The sequence below is a fragment of the Brachybacterium sp. AOP42-C2-15 genome, from assembly GCF_052377065.1.
Classification (GTDB): Bacteria; Actinomycetota; Actinomycetes; order Actinomycetales; family Dermabacteraceae; genus Brachybacterium.
Window position 1 is genome coordinate 1 of the sequence record NZ_JBQSWK010000051.1, and the last position, 18354, is coordinate 18354.

Annotated in this window: 19 protein-coding genes; 6 read left to right on the plus strand and 13 right to left on the minus strand. The window is 65.7% G+C overall.

The features are described from left to right. Positions 1-1159: 1159 nt before the first annotated feature. From ACT3SQ_RS17495 to ACT3SQ_RS17515, 5 genes are all read right to left on the minus strand, one after another. Positions 1160-2020, minus strand: coding sequence for a hypothetical protein (locus ACT3SQ_RS17495; protein WP_193106593.1), 861 nt, complete (start codon positions 2018-2020; stop codon positions 1160-1162). A gap of 534 nt (positions 2021-2554) precedes the next feature. Beyond that, on the minus strand, positions 2555-3865 hold the full coding sequence (locus ACT3SQ_RS17500) for an ISL3 family transposase (protein ID WP_444601495.1): 1311 nt from the start codon (positions 3863-3865) through the stop codon (positions 2555-2557). 103 nt (positions 3866-3968) lie between these two features. Next, positions 3969-4931, minus strand: a complete 963-nt coding sequence (locus ACT3SQ_RS17505; protein ID WP_444601496.1) for a hypothetical protein — start codon at positions 4929-4931, stop codon at positions 3969-3971. Positions 4932-5314: 383 nt separating this feature from the next. After that, positions 5315-5641, minus strand: coding sequence for a helix-turn-helix domain-containing protein (locus ACT3SQ_RS17510; protein ID WP_193106592.1), 327 nt, complete (start codon positions 5639-5641; stop codon positions 5315-5317). Beyond that, entirely contained in the window at positions 5638-6726 is a 1089-nt protein-coding gene (locus ACT3SQ_RS17515; protein ID WP_257007931.1) for a tyrosine-type recombinase/integrase, read from the minus strand. The genes ACT3SQ_RS17510 and ACT3SQ_RS17515 overlap by 4 nt, the downstream gene beginning before the upstream one ends. A gap of 268 nt (positions 6727-6994) precedes the next feature. Here ACT3SQ_RS17515 and nrdH point away from each other — a divergent pair, with 268 nt between their 5' ends. The 6 genes from nrdH to ACT3SQ_RS17545 all read left to right on the plus strand — a co-directional run bounded on the left by nrdH (position 6995) and on the right by ACT3SQ_RS17545 (position 10628). Then, positions 6995-7252, plus strand: coding sequence for a glutaredoxin-like protein NrdH (gene nrdH / locus ACT3SQ_RS17520; RefSeq protein WP_442332666.1), 258 nt, complete (start codon positions 6995-6997; stop codon positions 7250-7252). Between the two features lie 141 nt (positions 7253-7393). After that, entirely contained in the window at positions 7394-7903 is a 510-nt protein-coding gene (locus ACT3SQ_RS17525; protein WP_442332667.1) for a hypothetical protein, read from the plus strand. A 74-nt stretch (positions 7904-7977) separates the two neighbouring features. Beyond that, positions 7978-8949, plus strand: coding sequence for a hypothetical protein (locus ACT3SQ_RS17530; RefSeq protein ID WP_442332668.1), 972 nt, complete (start codon positions 7978-7980; stop codon positions 8947-8949). Then, positions 8946-9512, plus strand: a complete 567-nt coding sequence (locus ACT3SQ_RS17535; RefSeq protein WP_442332669.1) for a crossover junction endodeoxyribonuclease RuvC — start codon at positions 8946-8948, stop codon at positions 9510-9512. Before ACT3SQ_RS17530 ends, ACT3SQ_RS17535 begins: the two co-directional genes overlap by 4 nt. Positions 9513-9622: 110 nt before the next feature. Continuing rightward, positions 9623-9892 carry a type II toxin-antitoxin system prevent-host-death family antitoxin gene (locus ACT3SQ_RS17540; RefSeq protein WP_442332670.1) on the plus strand — a complete coding sequence of 90 codons (270 nt, stop codon included), beginning with the start codon at positions 9623-9625 and terminating at the stop codon, positions 9890-9892. Next, on the plus strand, positions 9879-10628 hold the full coding sequence (locus ACT3SQ_RS17545; RefSeq protein ID WP_442332671.1) for a hypothetical protein: 750 nt from the start codon (positions 9879-9881) through the stop codon (positions 10626-10628). Before ACT3SQ_RS17540 ends, ACT3SQ_RS17545 begins: the two co-directional genes overlap by 14 nt. Positions 10629-10647: 19 nt before the next feature. Here the strand turns inward: ACT3SQ_RS17545 and ACT3SQ_RS17550 are convergent, their stop codons facing one another. The 8 genes from ACT3SQ_RS17550 to ACT3SQ_RS17585 form a co-directional block, all read right to left on the minus strand. After that, a complete protein-coding gene (locus ACT3SQ_RS17550; protein ID WP_442332672.1) occupies positions 10648-11346 on the minus strand; it encodes a hypothetical protein in 699 nt (232 codons plus the stop codon). Between the two features lie 95 nt (positions 11347-11441). Next, positions 11442-15017, minus strand: a complete 3576-nt coding sequence (locus tag ACT3SQ_RS17555; RefSeq protein WP_444601497.1) for a hypothetical protein — start codon at positions 15015-15017, stop codon at positions 11442-11444. After that, positions 15014-15487 carry a hypothetical protein gene (locus tag ACT3SQ_RS17560; RefSeq protein WP_444601498.1) on the minus strand — a complete coding sequence of 158 codons (474 nt, stop codon included), beginning with the start codon at positions 15485-15487 and terminating at the stop codon, positions 15014-15016. Before ACT3SQ_RS17560 ends, ACT3SQ_RS17555 begins: the two co-directional genes overlap by 4 nt. Before the next feature lie 39 nt (positions 15488-15526). Then, positions 15527-15829, minus strand: a complete 303-nt coding sequence (locus tag ACT3SQ_RS17565) for a hypothetical protein (protein ID WP_444601499.1) — start codon at positions 15827-15829, stop codon at positions 15527-15529. A gap of 106 nt (positions 15830-15935) precedes the next feature. Next, positions 15936-17171 (minus strand): hypothetical protein, encoded by a 1236-nt coding sequence (locus ACT3SQ_RS17570; RefSeq protein WP_444601500.1) that lies wholly within the window; start codon positions 17169-17171, stop codon positions 15936-15938. 62 nt (positions 17172-17233) lie between these two features. After that, the gene (locus ACT3SQ_RS17575; RefSeq protein ID WP_444601501.1) at positions 17234-17644 is read right to left on the minus strand and encodes a hypothetical protein; all 411 of its coding nucleotides are present in this window, start codon (positions 17642-17644) and stop codon (positions 17234-17236) included. Further along, positions 17641-18126 (minus strand): hypothetical protein, encoded by a 486-nt coding sequence (locus tag ACT3SQ_RS17580; RefSeq protein WP_444601502.1) that lies wholly within the window; start codon positions 18124-18126, stop codon positions 17641-17643. The genes ACT3SQ_RS17575 and ACT3SQ_RS17580 overlap by 4 nt, the downstream gene beginning before the upstream one ends. A gap of 32 nt (positions 18127-18158) precedes the next feature. Next, positions 18159-18354: hypothetical protein (locus ACT3SQ_RS17585; protein WP_444601503.1), on the minus strand; the 196-nt coding region annotated here is incomplete at its 5' end.

An 18354-nucleotide genomic window follows, 5' to 3' on the forward strand; every position in this document is an offset into this window, starting at 1 on the left:
CCACAGCAGGGTCATTCACCACGAACCGCGAAGAGCCTCTTTGAGATAGTGACGGCGAGCCCGATTAGCTTCGGCCTGAGCAACAGTCCCTGTAGCGACGCGCGCGCCGCAGACGAAACTCGCCGCGAACGGTCACCCAACGGCCGGCAGCGCCGATGTTGGTTCACCTTCACCTTTGCCGATGCTAGGAACTGAGAGCCCAAGCGGCTCCGCGCGCGGTTGCCGGGGAAATTGGGAGAACGAGCATGGTCGCGCCCCACGTCGTATTAGACGAGTATCATGCTGTGATCACTCGGCAGCTCAGCGGCACCGATCATGAAGCCGTTAAACGGCCGTCGAACTTCGATAGCTAGGAGGTGGGAGTATTGGAGCGATTCGGCCCGCTGGAAGAAGTGGCGGAAGGCCTCGCTGTCGGCGACCCCCGTCGCCACGCTCTGCTGCTCACACCCCCGGGAGTCGTTCACCTCGTCCAGAACGAATGGCGATCGGCGTTCGATTGGTCCGAGATTGTCTTACTTAACCTAGACTTGAAGAGTTCCAGGCACGCACTTGCAGGATGGATAACGCAGATCTCATACGCAGCGCTGATCGCTGCAGTGTACGACGATCCAGGCTTCGTCCCAAAAGACGGAAGCACTGCAATTACGGACGTCGATGGCGTTACTATCTCTCTCCCGGTTAGCCGACACCATTTCGGCGGCTACTGGTATCGGAGCCTCTTGAGCACTCAAGGAATGCTGAATCAGTTCATACGCAATCCGGAGAGCCGCGAGCTACTAACTGACCCCGGTGTGGTCATATCAATGGTTCGCAAAGTCGCGAAGTCCAAGACGCCAGCCAGCCCTCCGTGATCTTCATGGAAGGCTAGCTGATAGTTGTTACCGCTCCAGTTGCCGCGTTAGGCGCTTCTTCTGGCGATGGAGCCGCCACCAGCGCGTCGTGTTTCGCAACTGGACTCGACCTAGTTCCTCGAGGCTGGGAAGCCCCCGCTCAGCCAGAATCGAAGAGATCTTCTCCTTACCCTCCCCTTCGTTGCGCTCCACCACGCTCTGAGCCGCCACCACTCTTTCTGATGCGAGAGGGTTATCGCCGATCTGCCTCTCAACTTCTAGGAGATCTGCTTCGAGCTCGGATCTGCTTCGGCGTCTGAACATCGACATCACTTCATGAAGATGCAAGCTACGGCCCCACGGCCGAAGGCGGCCAAGATTGAGTAGGGAGTACCCAGCTGTGCGATGCGCGTGATGTCGGGGCCCTTGAGGCCAATGCCAACCAGGCACTTGACCATCCACGGTGCAAGGAAGATCGGATCAGACACGACGGGGTAAGCGACGTTCTCGGTGTCCTGGTGGTCCACGACCTGAGTCAAAGTCGGCCCGTCTACCTCGAACCAGGTATCGACGGGCTTGCCCTCCGCATCCGAGGCCCACGGCTCTCCGAACACCAGCACCGTATTACCAGCAGCATCAACCACCATGGCTGCCCCGCTAGGAGTCACTTGGATACTCTGCTCCTCAGCGAGGTCGAGCTCGTAGGTGTAGCTCGTCGAGGCTTCCTCATTCGCGATGGCAGTCAGCATCTGCACGCCACGCTCCGTCACCACGACGGCGTTAGCGCTGCTCGTATCTGGATATGTAAAAGTGCCGTCCTCAAGCAACTCCACGGAGTCAGCCTTTTCAGAATTCGGCAATTGAATGGCTAGGGTTTCACCTCCGGCTTCTTGGAACGTCACGCCCTGCGAGGCGTCGCTAGGAACTCCAACGCTCCCACCACCAATAGGAACCGAGTATCCCAAGCCATCAGCCCCATAGGCGTCCGGCGAAACCGGCGCGACCAACAAGTCGGAATCATGCGTCTCTACGTTCTGCAGAGATTCCTCGACTCGTTCCGCTGAAACGGTCTCTGACGCTGGCTGTTCCGCGACAGCGACACCGGTTCCCGCAAGAACCATTGCTCCCGCGAGCAAGACTGATGTCAGCGCCCCGAATACTCTTCTACCCCCGTGCGTGGATCGCGCCATCGTGATCTACCCCTCAGTGTGATTTGATAAACGACAGTGTTCGTCTGCGGCACTCTACCTGCGCGCGTACCGAGTCACAAGACGGTGACGGGCGAGCGTGGATATGTGGCTCTTCGCAGTTGAGGGGGCAGCTGCGTAGTGCCCTCAAGCCATCACCCACCGCAGGCCCCCTCGAGCAGTGCACTGTCAAATCCACTAAAGCAGGCACAGAAGCGCCTGCCCCTGCCGCCGACCACCAGTCGTGGCACAATGCGCCTCGAGGGGTCTATCCTAGTGGAGCCCCTCTCGCAGCGTTGATATCGATTGATGGCCCACATCAAGGGGGATAGATGCATTTTGTAGTGCCACAGCTCAGCGAAGTCCTGTTTGGCGCAGGATGGCTCGCACTGATCGGCGCCATCGGCTTCGCGCTATTTAAGGGGTTCCGAAGCGGGCGCGGCAAGACGGGTGGGGCAAACAAGTGAAAACTAATCGTCGCGCAGGCCCACTGACCGCTCTGCTTATTGCGTTCATTATCGGGATCGGTTTCCCGGCTCATCGCATCTGAGGGTGTAGCTGGTTTCTGAATCCTCCTGATTCGAGCAGGCTGCGGGCGACGTAGTTGGTGAGGTTTCGGAAGCCGAGGGCGGAGCCGCGGAGGTGTTCAAGCCGTCCGTTGATCGCCTCTGTCGGCCCGTTGCTGGTGCCGGGGCGATCGAAGAACGCCAGGACGTCGTCGGCGCGCTTGGTCAGCGTCCGGCCCAGCTTTCCCAGCTCGACGAGGGTGTCTGGGACCTTCGCCCTGAGGGCCGCGATGACCTTCTCCATCTTCGATCTGGCTCTGGTCCGGTCGGGTTCTCGATAGGCGGCGATCATGGCCTGGTAGATCTCCCAGGTCGCCTCGACCGCAGCGTGCGGGTGGTGGGTGAACAGGGCGTTGAGGCGTTCGCGCTGCCGCCGGGTCAGCAGCTTGGTCCCGGTGTGGAGGGTGCGGCGGGACGTGTAGAGAGGGTCGTCTTTGCGGCCGCGACGCTTGTGGAGCTTCTGCTGGATCCGCCGCCGGCAGTCATCCAGAGCGTCCCCGGCGAGGCGGACGACGTGGAAGGGATCCATGACTGCGACCGCGCCGGGCAGGGCCTCGCTCGTCGCGGTCTTGAACCCTGTGAATCCGTCCATCGCGACGACCTCGACGCGGTCCTTCCACGCCTTGGGTCGCGCTTCGAGCCAGGCCTTGAATGCCGCCTTGGAGCGTCCTTCGACCATGTCCAGCAGCCTCGCCGGCCCGGTCTTGTCCCTGGTGGGGGTGAGGTCGATGATCACGGTGACGTACTTGTCGCCGCGGCGGGTGTGGCGCCAGACGTGTTCGTCGACGCCGATCACGCGGACTCCGTCGAAGCGGGCCGGGTCATCGATCAGCAGCCGCTTCCCCTCGGCCAGGACGGCGTCGTTCGCGGTGTGCCAGGCCACGCCCAGCCCGGCGGCGACCCGCGCGATCGAGAGGTGGTCGATGACCAGGGCTTCCAGCGCCCACCGGGTCCCGCCCCGGGAGAGCTTCGCCCGCCCGGCCGCTGCAGCCGTGGTGTCTTCGCGCCAGTGGGTTCCGCAGTGGTCACATCGGTAGCGCCGGATTCGCACCAGAAGCGTCGTGGGGCGGTGGCCGAACGGCTCATGCGCCAGGGACCGCGAGATGGAGCCCCGCGACGTCGCCCGTCCTCCGCAGGCCCTGCACCACGATTCCTCCTCGGCGAGCCGGCACTCCAGCACCGCTCGATCGGCAGTGAGGTTCTGGCCGACCACGACCAGGCCAAGCTCCTCAAGGCGGGTGAAGGTCGTCAGGTCGGGGTCGCCGAAGGTAGCGTTGGGCATGTCGAGGTCTTCCTGATGGCGAGCGTGAGAACTTCCATCATCGGGAGACCTCGACGTTTATCCCGGCACCGACGCGCCCACCCCGCGTTCCGCATCTACCCCCTCAGCTGCGAAGAGCCAGATAAGACTCCACGGCGTCTTGCGGGGCGGTCTTCAGCTCGATCCCATCAGTATCAAGGTGGGCGAGAAAGTCAGCGGCGATACGGCACACGCGGCGGGCGCGAACGAACGTGCCGTCTGTGATCCCGTTGCGTTGGACGAATAGCCGGATGCGGGCAGGAACGTGCCACCGGCAGAACGGGCCGAGGGTGCGCGTGATGTGTTCGGGGCGGCCCTGGAGGAACGTGTCGATCCAGGCCATGAACTGCACGGATGCGGTGTCCCGCGGTTCGAGCGCGCCCACGTCGACGAGCGAATGCCGTAGCAGGCTCGCCGCCTGGACCGTGGGGTGGCGGTCCAACGCTTCGTGGGTGAGCTCGATGTCCTCGGTGAGAATTTCACACAGGATCGCTGCGGATGCACTGCGGCCGGGCCAGCGTGCCATGCTCTTGGGTTCAGGGTGTTCGAAGAGGCGTTGCCGGAGCGGTTCGAGCGCCCGACGGCGGGCGGGCGTTCCGGCGGCGAACAGGTCGTCTATGGCGATGCGTGCAAGGCACGGGTAGCAGCGTTTCCCGTTGCGGATGTCCTCGACGCCACACTCGGCGCAGATGAACCGCGATCGCACCCCGGTGCATGCCGAGCACGCCAGAGTACCGTCGTCGGCGACCGACGCGACCAGGCCGACCGTGCCGCAGCGCGGGCAGGGGCGGCGTGTGCCGCGGATGATGCTGAAGCAGGGGTCACAAGTCGCGCCGCCGAGGAACTTGACCCGGACTCGCCGCTCCCTGCCGCAGTGGACGCAAGGCTCGATCTTGCCGGGCGCGCACTGGGGGCAGATCGGGCCATCCGCTGTTCTGTTCTGGACGAGCCGGTCGTGCCCGCATCGGATGCACGCCTCCTTCGCCTCCGGCTGCCGGCGGCGGCACGTGCCGCACACGCTCTTCCCCTCGATGCGGTGCGAGATCACTCTGGTCTTGTCGCACTCATCGCAGCGACGGGTGTATCGAGCTTTCCGGCACGTGTTGCAGACTCTACGCCCATCCTCGAGCGTTTGCGTGAGTAGCTGTCCCCCGCCGCATTCGCCGCATGCTGGCAGTACGACCGGGAACCCGCTGGCTCGGAGCATCCGCAGCAAACGTTGCGCCTGACGGGGAAGGTGCGGATCGGCGTCGCTGATCCAGGTCGCGTCCACCCTGGCAAGGAAACGTCGAAAATGTGCCTGCCCCTGTGGCGTGGGGGCAAGCTGCTCGAGCAGTGCACGCACCCCCGCCTCGCCGACCGCCGTCCACGGATCACCGTGAGCGAGCAGTGCGGCGGTGTTGTCGAGAAGAGCGGTAGATGATCGAGAGGTCACGATTTGTCGGGCCGGGTGATCCGTGCCGGGACAGTCTTGAGTGTGCCGATGTCGGTGACCGTGCCGCCATCGGCGGCTTTTGGCTGCGCACGTGCCGCAACGGTGAAGCTGATCAGGTCGTTCGGTGTGCAGTCGAGGATCACGCAGAGCGCGTCGAGGACTTCGATATTCAGTCGTTGCGGGTTGGATGTCACCAGGCGGTAGACCTGCTCGCGTGAGAGTTTCACGCCCTGCTCGGCGAGCAGCGGCACCAGCTCGGTGGTCTTGTAGATGCCGCGCTCGGCAAGCTTGCGGCGAAGATGCCAATCGAACTGCCGGGTCATGCGGTTTCTCCTTCTCCGAGCACGCGCCGCAGCGCTTCTTGGAAGATCCGATTCTTGAAATCGTCACCGACCGACGTGTAAATCGCGGTCGTCGACGAGTGATTGTGTCCGACCTGCTCCTGCACGAACTGGGCGGCGTAGCCGAACTCGACCAGGTGGGTCACGTAGGAGTGGCGGAGGCTGTGCAACGTCAGCGCAGGATCCAAGCCCGCCGCCTCGCGGATCTGCGCGAACCGGTGGTCCACCGTGCGGGTTGTCATGCGAGTGCGTCGCGCACTGACCCACAGAGCATCAGTCGCAGGTGCGAGCCGCGGACGGACTTCCTCAACCCAGTAGCGAAGCCCTTCCGACGCCCACGCGAATTCCGGGCACGCCAGCACGGTGCGGCGGCGAGGCGGTGATCCCCTCATCGCCTTGCCGTATCGAACCTGCACCTTCGCATACGCGCCCCACTCGGGAACGTAGGGATTGGGGCGGAGGTCGTTCAGATCGAGCATCACCGCCTCGCGACGTCGGAGCCCGAACGCGTAGACCGTCTTGAAGAACTGGGCGTCACGCAATGCGGGCAACGCACCCTTCTTGCGGCCCTCGAGTAGGTCGTGGGCGCGTTCATCGGCCTGAGCGAAGAAGGCCTCGAGCTCGTCGTACCCGAACGGCCGTCGAGTGGGCCGCGCTTCGAACTCGGCCAGGTGCGCGAAGGTGTTCCACGGATGACAGATCTGGGCTGGCGCGGCCCCGAACCGTTCTAGACAGACATCGGCCCAGTCGTAGGACGGGTGCGAGACGTACCCGCAGAAGCCCTTCAAGATCTGGTGGTAGCCCCGGATCGTGGAGTGCGCCAACGGCTCCGGGCGAGACAGCAGCGACGAGGTGAAGTCCTCGACGTCCTGCGGCCGCCACTCCCACGGATAGGTCCCAGCGAAACGGAAGAACCGCTTCACGCCAAACTGATGCACCCGGATCGTGCCTTCTGACAGTCCGCGAGAACGCATCGACACGGCGTACCGGCGCAGCATCTCATCGAACGTCGAGCGAGCCGGGTCCAGCAGCAACACCGGAGCCAGGGACCGGACCTCACGGGTCACCACCCACACCTCACGATTCCTTCTACTGCATCAAACATGCTGTGAACGTATCATGGAGTCTGTCAGCGCAACGAGAGGTCTGCGATCGGACGGTTTCCTCCGGAGCGGTGTTCGCAGCATGCAGCAAGCCCCGATTGGGCTCTTGACCAGGCAAAGAAAGGGTTGGATCCGCCGAAAGCCACGCGGCAGCGAAGCCGCTCAGTCACGTCGAACCGGTCCCGCGGTGCGCGGTGAGGCCGAGTCAACAACCAGACCATTGATTCATCCAATGCATCTCTGCTCGCTTGTGTACTCCAAACCCCTCTGCGTGCAGTGCGACGCGACCAAGCGCTCCCTCGACAAGGCAGGCCTCGCGTACGAGCTCATCGACGTCACCGAGGACGCCGCGGCACGTGAACACATCATGACCCTCGGATACCTCCAGGCCCCGGTCGTCGTCGCGGACGGGGATCACTGGTCGGGTTTCCGCCCCGAGGAGTTGAAGGCCCTCGCCGTTACCCGGACTCGTACCGTCGCTGCTGCCTGACCAGAACCGTCGGCTCCTGGCACCTCGTCTCGCTCACGCTGCGGGTTCGAGGGGCCCGTCCATGCTCGGGACGTTGTCCTGCCACGTCGGGTCTTCGCCCACTTCCCAGGGCGAGAGACGTTCAGCGAGGAGGGCACGGGCATGGTCACGACGAAGCTGCGCAAGCGCGACACCGGGGAGCAGGGCAACGGCGGTCAGTTCGCGACGGCTAACCGGCACGACGTCGCTGTCCAGGTCCCCGAGCCTCCGGCATCTGGGCGGGAGGTCGTCGTGTCTCCCGGGCTTCGTACTCTCGTCGAGCATGTCGAGGCCCGCTTCGATGCCGAGGGACGCACCGTCGTCTCGATCCAGATCAACCGCACTCAGCTGCCGACCTCCGGATACCGCCAAGGGCCCGCGCCCTGGGAAGTCCGCGACGAGCATGTCTCCGACGAGCAGGTCGATACCTACCTCGAGCAGTGCAGCGACGACCCAGGGACGTTCGGTGACGAGCTTGGGTTCCCGGGCGAGGCCAGGTGGAACTCGGCCGCAAGCACGCTCGAGCTCACGCACACCGGCTACGAGGGTGTCAGCGACCAGGACCTCTCCACCACGGTCAGCGCTACCCTCGGCGACTTCCGGCGTGTCCTGCTCCTACGCGAGTGGTCCTGACGCGCCGTCCCGTGAACGAGTCTCCTCGCCCACTGCCCGCGGTGAGACCCGATCACGAGGACGAGGAGCGGACCATGTCGAAGCACACCCCGAAGCCCCGCAAGCGCGACACCGGCGAGCAGGGAAATCCGGGAGAGTTCGCCACCACCACCCGCGCAGAGGCCGACATCGACGTCGCCGCGGACCCGCTGGATCCGACAGTGGACTGGGATCACGAGGATGCCGGGATCTCCTGGGAATACCCGACCTCCGATGCGGACTCAACGTTCCACGAGAACGGAACGATCGCCGACCGCGTCCTGCTCGATGGAACGATCGAGCACCACGACAACGACGGCACGCTCACTCACGTCACCCTCGATGACGGCTCGACGACCCTGATCAACGGCGACCCGGACCACCCCTACGTCGTCCACCGCCGCCTGGCAGAGTTCGCCTACGAGACCCACGAGCTCTCCCCCACCGAAACCGAGGCACGTCTCGCAGAAATGAGCCCGGCCCTGGCATCCCACAACTCCGCGAACGCCGACCAGATCGCCCGAGCCATCGCCGAGCACATGGCCGAGGATGACCTGTACGAGGCCGAGGCACTGTGCGAATCGGCAGCCCAGCAACACGCCCTGAGCGCGTGGATGCAGCAGCACCCACAGCTCCCGACCCCGCACATCGGCACCGGTGCCAGGCCGGCGACGCTCGACGAGGCACGGGCGATGCAGGACCAGCTGCTGCGAACCTTCGCCGAGCAGTGCCAGGAGGAGTCGCTACCGACCGGCCCGAGCTACATTCCCGTCATCACGATCGACCGGGGCAGGCCGTCGCTGAGCGTGGACGTGCGCAATGTCCCGAACTCGACGATGCGGAACCGGTACGACGGCAACGAGACCATCAGCCCCGTCGGCCAGGAGCTCCGCACCCGGGTCGAGACCGCCTGCCGGCAAACTGGCGTCCATGTCGAGGCCGTCGACCTGGAGTCGGACCTGCAACGCGGGGTCCGGCGTCTCCGCACCCACAGTCAGCGCCTGCACGAGCAGTTGGACGCGGCATGATCATCGCCGGGATCGACCCTTCCCTCACCAGCACGGGCGTGGCCGTGGTCCGCTCCCCCGAACGTGTGGAGACCGCGACAGTCACCTCCAAGCCGCCCGCTCCGGGGACGGAGACGGTCCGTACCCGCTTCGAGCGGATGGAGAAACTCGCCGCAGGGATCCTGGATCTCGTCGACGGTGCCGACATCGTGGGGATCGAGTCACCTGCCTACGGGATGCGGAACGCGGGAAAGGTCCACGACCGTTCCGGGCTGTGGTGGTGGATCGTCGGGCAGCTCGCAGCTCGCAGCATCCCGGTCGTCGAGGTCACCCCGCCGTCACGGATGATGTACGCAACCGGCAAGGGCAACGCCGGCAAGGACCTCGTGCTCGTCACCACCGCCGCCACCTACAGACAGGCCGCGATCACCGGCAATGACATCGCCGACGCCGTAATAATCGCCGCGATGGTCTCCCGCCTCGTCGGCCAGCCGATCGAGCTCCGCGAACCCGCCCAGGCGAAGTTGAGAGCTCTGGCGAAGGTGCAGATGCCGGAGCACTCCTTGCCGGCCGAGGCTGCGTAGTGTCTCGCGCGGGAAAGATGCGGTCGACGACGGAGCTCGAGAAGCCCACAGGTCGCATCACTCTGCGAGAAAGTTCGAACTTTCAGCACCCGCTCTGCTAAACTCGTGGCATGTCCACACCACTGCGCATGCCCGCCACCATGGCCACCAAGAAGGGCGCCGGCTACCTCGCCGACAAGGCAGCCGAGCGCACGGTCGTGCTGACCAACCACGGCAAACCCACCGCCGTCGTCATGAGCCCTGAGCACTTTGATGAGCTCGAGCGATCCCTCCGTGCCGCCGCCGACCAGCTCGTGCAGGGAGTCGCCAACCTCGTCGCTGAGCGGTCCGAGTTCCGTTCCGTCGGTGAGGTGCGCGAGCGGCTGCATGCGCGTCGGTGACCACCTGCCTGACGATCAGGCCGAGGTCGTCCTGTCCAGTCACGTCGAAGAGTGGATTGCTGACAACGTCGACCAGGCCCAGTGGGACGAGTTACTCGATGACATCATCGCGCTGTTCACGATGCCTTGGGGTAAGCATCCCCTGTCCAATCGCTCTGCGAGCGATCAGCTCGCTGGCCTGAACACGACGGCGACACTGCGCGGCGACTACCGCATCGTCTTTCGCTCGTCCATCGCTTCCGGCGGCGCCGGACTGATCGAGATCATCGCCATCGGACCCCGAACCGGGAACCGGATCTACGACGCCGTCAACGCGCTCGTCACCAGTGGCGCGCTCGACGAAGACGAGGTGCAGAGCATCTGGGACATGCTCGACCTGTATGAACACACAGCTGACAAGCACGGTCTGGAGCTGTGGGATTACCGTCCGGATCCTGCACCGGCCGGACTGGTGAAGTCCGCCGTCGCCATCGGCGCCCTCCCCCAAGAGCTCGCCGAGATTCTTTCGGCAGACGAGCTGAACGCCGCGATCGCTAATGCGTGGGATCCGGACACCGGTGAACTTGATCCTCCCAGGGCGCTCCGCGCCGCACTGGCACGGGTGACCGGCAGCTCCGATCCGGAACGGATCATGTCCTTGCGCGAGGAGCCTCGCTGCGGCGCGTTCATGCCCCGAGCGAAAGCACCCTGCGTCCGACGGCGCGGACACGCAGGAGCCCACCGAGCCGCACCTTGACGACGCCGATTGGCGCGAGTCAGCCCTTCTTGAAGCTCTTCAGCGCTTTCCGGCCCCCAACCGGAGCGCCGGGACGTTCACCGCGCAGGTCGGCGTCGATCTGGTCGGCGGAGTAGCCCTGTTCGACCATGTCGCTCACGTACATCTTCTTGGTGGTCGTGTCGACGGCGTCGATCTGGGCGCGGAGCTGGGCGAGCTGCTGGCGCATGGCGGCGGTGTCGTCGGGGAGGCGCGTGAACGTCTCCGGATGACGGGCCGCGAACCCGGGCATCGCGTAGTGCGTGGACACTTCGGCCGGTGTGCCGCGGAAGTCTCCGACAGTGACCTGTGCCTGTTCGACCTTGGCCTGCTCCTCGGCGGGGAGGGTGTGGCGGTAGGTCCAGGCTAGGTGGGTGCGGACGGCGTCGCGGACGGCGAACCGATCGAGCTTCTCGGGAACGCGGGCCTTCCAAGTTGCGGATCGTTCACGCTGGGCCTCGGCAGACTCTCTGACTCGAGCCTCGTGCTCCGCCTGGCTCCACTCAGGGCGCTTGGTCGGTGCCTCCCACTTGCCGACGATCGAGTTCAAAGTCACCGCACGGCTGTTGCTGTAGTCGTCCATGACGGACTGGAGGACTTCGTCGGGAACGGGCACGGTGGACCACCACGAGAGGTGCTCGTCGGCGCTGTGCAGGCGCTCGGGGAAGTAGATCGACCCGTCCGTTCCGTTCTCGCTCATGGGCACGAGTGTGGCATCCATCGGCGCATCGGGGCGGGAGATGGTACCGAATCGGCCACCCTCGGGGCTGCCGGACGGGGTGCGAGGTTGCGTCGTCATCGCTGCTCACGGCTCTCCTCGAGGTCGAACGCCCCCTGTCCAGCCGGTACCGCGACGCGCGTGGATGCTGCCAGCGGGTCGTACGACCGGAGCCGATTCACCGCGTCAAGACGGGGCGCGAAGTCGTTGCCCGTGCCGGCGAGCTCGAGGGTTCCCTGGCGCGGGTCCAGACCCCGGATGGACTGGGCGTAGAACGGCAGCACCTTGGTCAGTTTCCGCATCTGCTCCCGCTCCAGCTGCGTGCCGTGCTCGTCGGCGTGCACGTCGAAGAGCTCCTGTGCCTGCGCGGACTCGGCGGCGACCTTCTGTTCGAACAGGGTTCGCAGCTGGGCGTCCTGGTTCATCGACGCGAAGAACGGCAGTCCGTCGACCATTGCGGCGCGTTCACTCGCGTCCGGGGTGCGGCCGTTTTCGGCCTCGAAGGCATCGAACGAGGCGGTGGCGTCGCGCATCTCGGCGGCGAGCTGGCGCTCCTGCACCACCGGAAGGCCGTGGGCGAGTTCCGTAATCGGGGCACGGGTGTTCTCGGACTGGTCGGCGTGGATACGCGACTCGAGCTCCATCGACTCCACCACCTCCTGCCGGTCAGAGGCCGTCATCTCGGGGATGCCGGCCCGGTAGGCGGTCTTGGCCAGCCCGGTCAGCGCTGCGGCTCCGGTTCCGGCGGCCGTCGCGGCGCCCTGGGTGATGTTTCGGCGGTGCTTCAGCAGGGCTCGTCCGCCCATCACTGCGGCAGGGACGGCCAGTCCGCCCGAGGCCAGCGTCAGGCCCCCGTACAGAGCGGCTCCCTTCACTGCGGCCTTGTAGGTGGCGGGGTTCGTGGCGGCGTCGGCGAGTTTGGTGCCTGCGGTGCCGACGACCTTGGTGGCTGCCCCGATGCCGCGGGTGGCGAGGTACTGCGCGGTCAGGGCCTTGTTGTTCCAGATCGCGCTGCGGGTCGCCTTGCCCTCGGTCCACTTCTGTTGAAGCAGTCCAGCACCGCCCCGGATCTGTCGGCGGACATTGTCCGGAACGGAGCGGATCCGGTGCATCGCGAGCCGACAATGACGGCCAAGGGACTTCGCCTCGGATCCAGCCTCAACCGCAATGCCGGCGGCACGATCGGTCGCGCCGTCGATCCGGTCGTCGCGGCGGCCGCCGGCCTCGAACGCTTCCAGGCGTGTTCCGAAGCTAGTGGGAGCTTGCTCGCTGGAATCGTTGCCGCCGATGGCACCCGCAACAATCAAGTCATCAGGGTCGATGTCGAGCGCTACGTCGGACTCCGCGGCCTTCGAGTCACGGCCAGACTCCGAAACGACCTTCGCGGCGCTCTCGCTGTCACCCTCGACAGCCTGGGCATCCTCAGAGTCCTTTGCTCCGTCGGTGACGGTGCCCTTTGCGTTCTCGGTGGCGCTGGTGATGGCCTTCTGCTTCGACTTCTCGGAGTCGGCCTGGGGCGTGTTCGTGGCGTCTCCGACGAGCTCTTCGTTGGCGGCGGCGGACTTGGAGTTCGCGGTGTCCTTGCGTCCGAGGAGTCGGCCCTTCGCGGTGTCCATGGCGGCGCCGGTGAGCTTCCTGCGACCCTGCTCCAGCAGGTTCTTGGTGAGTGCTCCCCCGCCGCCGACGGCGCCCGCGACGGCCAGGGGGTTGCCGGCCATGGCTTGCATGCCTCGGAGTGTGAACGGGCTGTGGGTCTGGAATAGTCGCTTGAACATCCAGTTCAGCAGCAGGATGGACATGGCGGGGCAGATCCCGATCCACAGCATCATGGCCGTGGCCCAGCCGCCGAGAACCGCGTCGCCGGCGCGGATGAGTGCCATCGCGATCAGCATGACGAGGGCGAACAGCAGTGTCGTGACGGAGGTGATGGCGGTGTAGCCGATCCAGCCCTTGAAGAAGCTGGCCGCGGAGCCGAACCCTTGGGAGATGACGCCAGCCAGTGCCGCGATGATGAGGAAGAACGCCATGGCGTGGGAGAGCAGCTTCATGATGAACAGGGCGGTGGCGAGGACCGTCATGGCCGCGGCGCCGATGAGCGCGCTGATCATGTAGGTGATGGCGAGCATGGTGGTCGAGGTGCGGATGGTGCCGGCGGAGTTGGAGACGTAGGAATACGCCTCGGGGTGCTCGGCGAGTCCGTTCTCGGTGTCCGAGAGGAGGCTCGTGTCGCCGACGACGGCGAACTGGATCTTCTTGACCTTGTCGACGGTGACGTCCGGGGAGACTTTGTCGGCGAAGGGCAGGGCGAATACGATCCCGGTCTCGTTGTTCACGCCGTCGCCGGTGAAGATCTGGGCGCAGGCTACGGGGGTCAGTGGTCCGCCGATCTTGCCGCCCTCGATACCTTCGGTGGGCAGGTCGGAGCGGAGTGTGTAGTTGCCCGAGGCATCGACCTGGCAGAGGCCCCAGGCTTGGTTCTGGCGGGCTGCGCGGTCGTCGTTGGTGAATCCACCATTGAGCATGGGCGATCCGGCCGGCGGGACGGCAGCGGAGTAATCAGTCTCGCCGCTGTTGTAGGCGTCGTCCAGGATGGCCTCGCGGTCGTCGGGATCGATGTTGGTGTTGGTCTCGAGCTGCTGGCAGGCGGCGTAGTCAGCGCCGAGGCTGGACTGGTCCCCGTACTGGATGTCTGCGTAGGCCCGGTAGGCGGTCTCCTCCCACCAGCGCGACATCACGTCCAGCGCGGCGGGGGCGGTCTGGCCGTTGTCCTCGTAGTAGCCGGTGTACTGGGAGTGCAGCGCGTCGATGTAGGACTTGCACGAGGTGGGGTCGGACTTGGCATCGCTGGAGAAGACGGTCGAGGCCTGGGAGGACCGGTTCGAGATCGGCGCAGCGATGGCGTCGGACGCAGCGGAGAACGCTCCGGAGAGTTCCTGGACCATCCAGGCGGGCGAGAAGTTGCCGGGGTCGTAGGTGGTGCCTTCGCCGCGATCGTTCATCGAGCCCATCACCATGGCCGCGAAGATGCCGAGGCTGAGGATCATCATCGCGAGGCGGCGCATCCCGAAGCGTCCCCGGGTCGCGGCGAGGATCAAGCTGAGCAGACCCACGGCGAGGATCAGGAAGATCGCCCCGGACTCGATGATCGAGCTACCGAACGTGGCCGCAAAGTCATTCAGTGGCTTGGCCAGCAGGGCGTTGACCTCGAAGTTGGTGACAGCATTGACGAGCAGCGCCGCGGCGAGCCAGGCAAAGTTCCCCACCTCCAGGATGCCCGTGAAACTGGTCTTCTCGATCATGTTGACCTCGACGCTGCGCAGCGGCTGAGTCACGTTGAACTCGACGCTGTCGCCGAGCTGCATGGCGTTCGCCCATCGCACGATGGGCAGACACTTGATCGGGTCCACGCCACCACCAGCGCTCGCGCAGGCCGGCATATTGTCCACCGCGGCGCCCCGGTCGAGCACTGCGGGCTGGATGCCAGCGGCCTGGAAGATCGCGGTCTGTGGTGCGGAGGTGATCGTCTCGCCCGGCGCGGTCAGGTCATCGCCATAGGCGGGCCCGAGGAGGAGAGCGAATGCTCCGATCATCATCGCCAGCGGGGCAAGGATGCGTGCCCAGGACAGTGGCCGGTGCTTCGTGGTGGGCATCATGCGTTCACCTCGTCGAGGATCAGGTCAGGGTCCCAGTCGGGGCGGGCATCGTTCGAGGTGCTCGAGGGCGTGATCAGCACGGCGGTGGAGGACAGCGGGTCCACGATGGCGCCGCACTGGATGAACACGCCTGTCTGAGCGCGCTTCTTGTCGTAGAACGCTCGCCACTGCGACAGGCGCAGTCCCCGCCGCTGCCGGAGCAGCGTGAACGCGAGGACCGCGACGTAGGCGCCCGACCCCGGAATGACGACTGCCCAGAACGGGACCAGGGGGAGCAGGCGGATGACCGGGAAGGCGATCAGCATGACCAGGACCGAGGTGAAGACGGCGAGGACGTTGGCGATCAGCGTTCCGCGGCGCATCTCGAGCGTGAAGTGCACGGACCGGCGCTCGGCCTGAGCGGTCTTGCCGGTCATGTCGGTGAGGTTGTACAGGTACACCTCACGGTCGGCGGTCTGCTCGTCGTTCACCCGCGACTCCTTCCTCGACTCCTGCCGTGAACCGTTCGGCTACATGTCGATCAGGCCGATGATGGCGACAAGAATCGCGATCAGGCCATCGGCGATAAGCAGCAGCAGCGGGATGATCAGTCCGGGCGCGGCGAGGAGCGCGGCGATCACCAGTCCGACGGTCAGGGAGCGCGCGTCACCGCCACCCTTGCGTCGGCTGTCGTAGATGTACTTGACGGTCACCACGACGGCGACCGCCACGGCGAGGAAGATGAGGAACAGGTCGAAGCCCTGCAGTTCCGGGGCGATGCGGGCCCAGATCTGCGACCAGGCGCCGCTGAGGTCGACGGTGCTTGCATCCATACGGGTCGCGGTCTCCCGCTGCCTCCTTCACGAGTCGATGCTGCGGGCGGGGTGCCCTTTCGGCGTAGCAAGTGGGCGGGGGTTTCTCAACTCGTCGCAGGGCAGTTCACGCCGGCTGAGCCAGCTGGGTCGGGAACTCGACGTTCTTCAGCTGCGGGTCTGCGCACTTCAGGGCCGAGCCCCACATCTCTTCGGCGTAGGCGTTGTCCTCGAAGCGGGTCGCGAACGCTTCGCGCCGCTCTTCATCGATGTCGCCGAACGGGAGGAACAGGGCCCCGGTGCGCTCGTCCCGGATCCCGTCGAGGTAGTCCGCGCACACTCCTTGCACGCCGCGGTCGTGGGAGCGGACGGTGCGGCCGGCGTTCAGGGCCTGGCGGTGGGAGATGGAGTCCGGCTGCGCGGGCGGGACGCGCATGGACTGGGCGATCGTGTTGTAGATCGTGGAGCCGGTGCTGCGGGAGTGGATCGGGACCGGGGACTCGTCGCGATTGTGGACGAAGTAGAGCATCTCGGCGGCGTCCATCCGCGTGCGGTCGATCGCTTCGGGGAACGGGCTGCGCCGGGACTCATCGAGCACTGTCTCGTCGGCGGGGACGGAGAGCAGGTTCCCGGGGTTCTCCTGCGCATCGATCGGAACGTGCCGGTATTTGCGGGAGATGTGGAAGCCCTCCGGAGGCCGGTTGTTGGCCCGGAAGCCGGCGCGGACCTCGGCGGCGAGATGGTCGATCTCCCGGCCGGAGAGTTCGCGGCCCTTCTCCTGCTGCACCTGAGCAATGCGCCGGGCGAGCCTGGCCTGTCCGGAGCGGACTTCGGAGCGTTCGACTTCGCCGGAGCTGAGTCGGTGGTTGAGGTGGCCGTGGACGATGCGGCGCACCAGGGCGGCGGTGGCGACGGCACGGATCCCGGCGTTTCGGTCCTCGCTGTCGCGGATTCGCTTGATGACGTCGTACGCGGTGTCGCCGATGACGTCGTCGGTGTGCTCGATCGCGCCGCGGCGCCGGCACAGCTTTTCAGCGTCCTGCCGGATCCGCTCGAACACGGCTTCTTCGTCGAGCAGTTCGCGGTTGGCGTCGACTTCGGCGCGGGTCAGGAGTGCGGAGGCGTCGAAGTGGTCACCGAGCTTTTCGTTGTACCAGCCGACGGTCAGGTAGCGGATCTCCGGCCCATCGTCGGCGGGGACCTGGATGTCGGCTTCGTCGCGGGTGAGGGTTCCGAACTGGCCGCCGTTGCCCCGCTCCCCCGTGTCCTTCTTTCGCAGGACACCTGGATGATCCGAACCCTTCCGCAGGGTCTTCGGCCGGTGTCCCGTGTCTGTGTGTGTTCTGTTCGTGGTGCTGCTCATCGCGCCCTCCCACTCGTGTGCCGTCACGAGGGGTAGTGGGCGGCGAATTCACGCTCGTGTGATCAGGAGCGGACCCGCAGGACACAGTCGGGTGGGCCGATCTTCGCGACACTGCCGGTACAGCGGGTGGTCCAGGGGCAGTTCTTGGGCGGGGACCCGCCGGCGATGTATCCCCAGCGCTGGCAGGTGCCGCATTCGAGGATCGTGGTGACCACGGCGGCTCGGGTACCGACTCGTCGGCGCAGGCCGCGCAGTGTCTGTTCGTGGGCGTCGAGGTTCTCGAGGTCTTGGAGCGGCAGGTTCACGCCGGCCCGAATCTCGTCCGCACGGACCGGGTCGGTATTGAGGATGTGGGCGAGTTCGTCCCAGGTGGCGACCTTCGCTGCCTGGAGGATGATCAGGGCGTGCTGGGCGGCGCGGGCCCGGTCCGTGAGGTGGTCTTCGAGCGCCCATTGGATGGTGAAGCCGGTCATGGCTGCTGCCTGCCGAGCAGTGCGTCCCAGTCGACGCTGGTGACCATGTTTTCGCTGAAGGCCCAGCGGTGCTCGCGGGCACGGTCCTCGGGCGTGGTGCGCACGGCATCAGCGATCCCGGACAGCAACCCCGCGCACACAAGCACGAGGGCACGGGTCAGGTCTGGCTCGGACATGCGCTGGAGGATCCGGGCATAGAGGGGCCGCGGGTCCCAGGAGGAGGATTCTTCGAGGCAGACGAACTCGATGGTCGCAAGCAGCTCCTGCGGGTGGTGGGGGATGCTGCGGGATTCGAGTCCGCCGAACACGATTCCGGCGATCAGGTACGGCGCGAAGAGCTCGGAGATGCCGCGATTGTTGGCCAGCACCTCGTGACGCAGGCCCCGGGCGTACAGGTAGGCACCTTCCCGCTCAAGGCCCGGCGCGGTATCAATCCGCCCGGCGTCGAGGGTGAGCAGGGCGGAGTTCAGGGCCGCGTTCATGGAAAACACGGCATGGTTCGGAGGAACATCGTTCATGCCGCGGCAGTGGGCGCGCCGATCACCTCGCGGGACCGCGCGACTTCCCGCAGCTCGATCCTGGCGGCTGCGCTCGGGCGATCACACTCGATGCCGACGTGTTTGTGTAGAGGGACGACACCAGTCGCGAAGTGATTGTTCGAACTCATCACCGCGCCGGACGAATTCGGGGGCGAGGGTACCCGGTTTGAG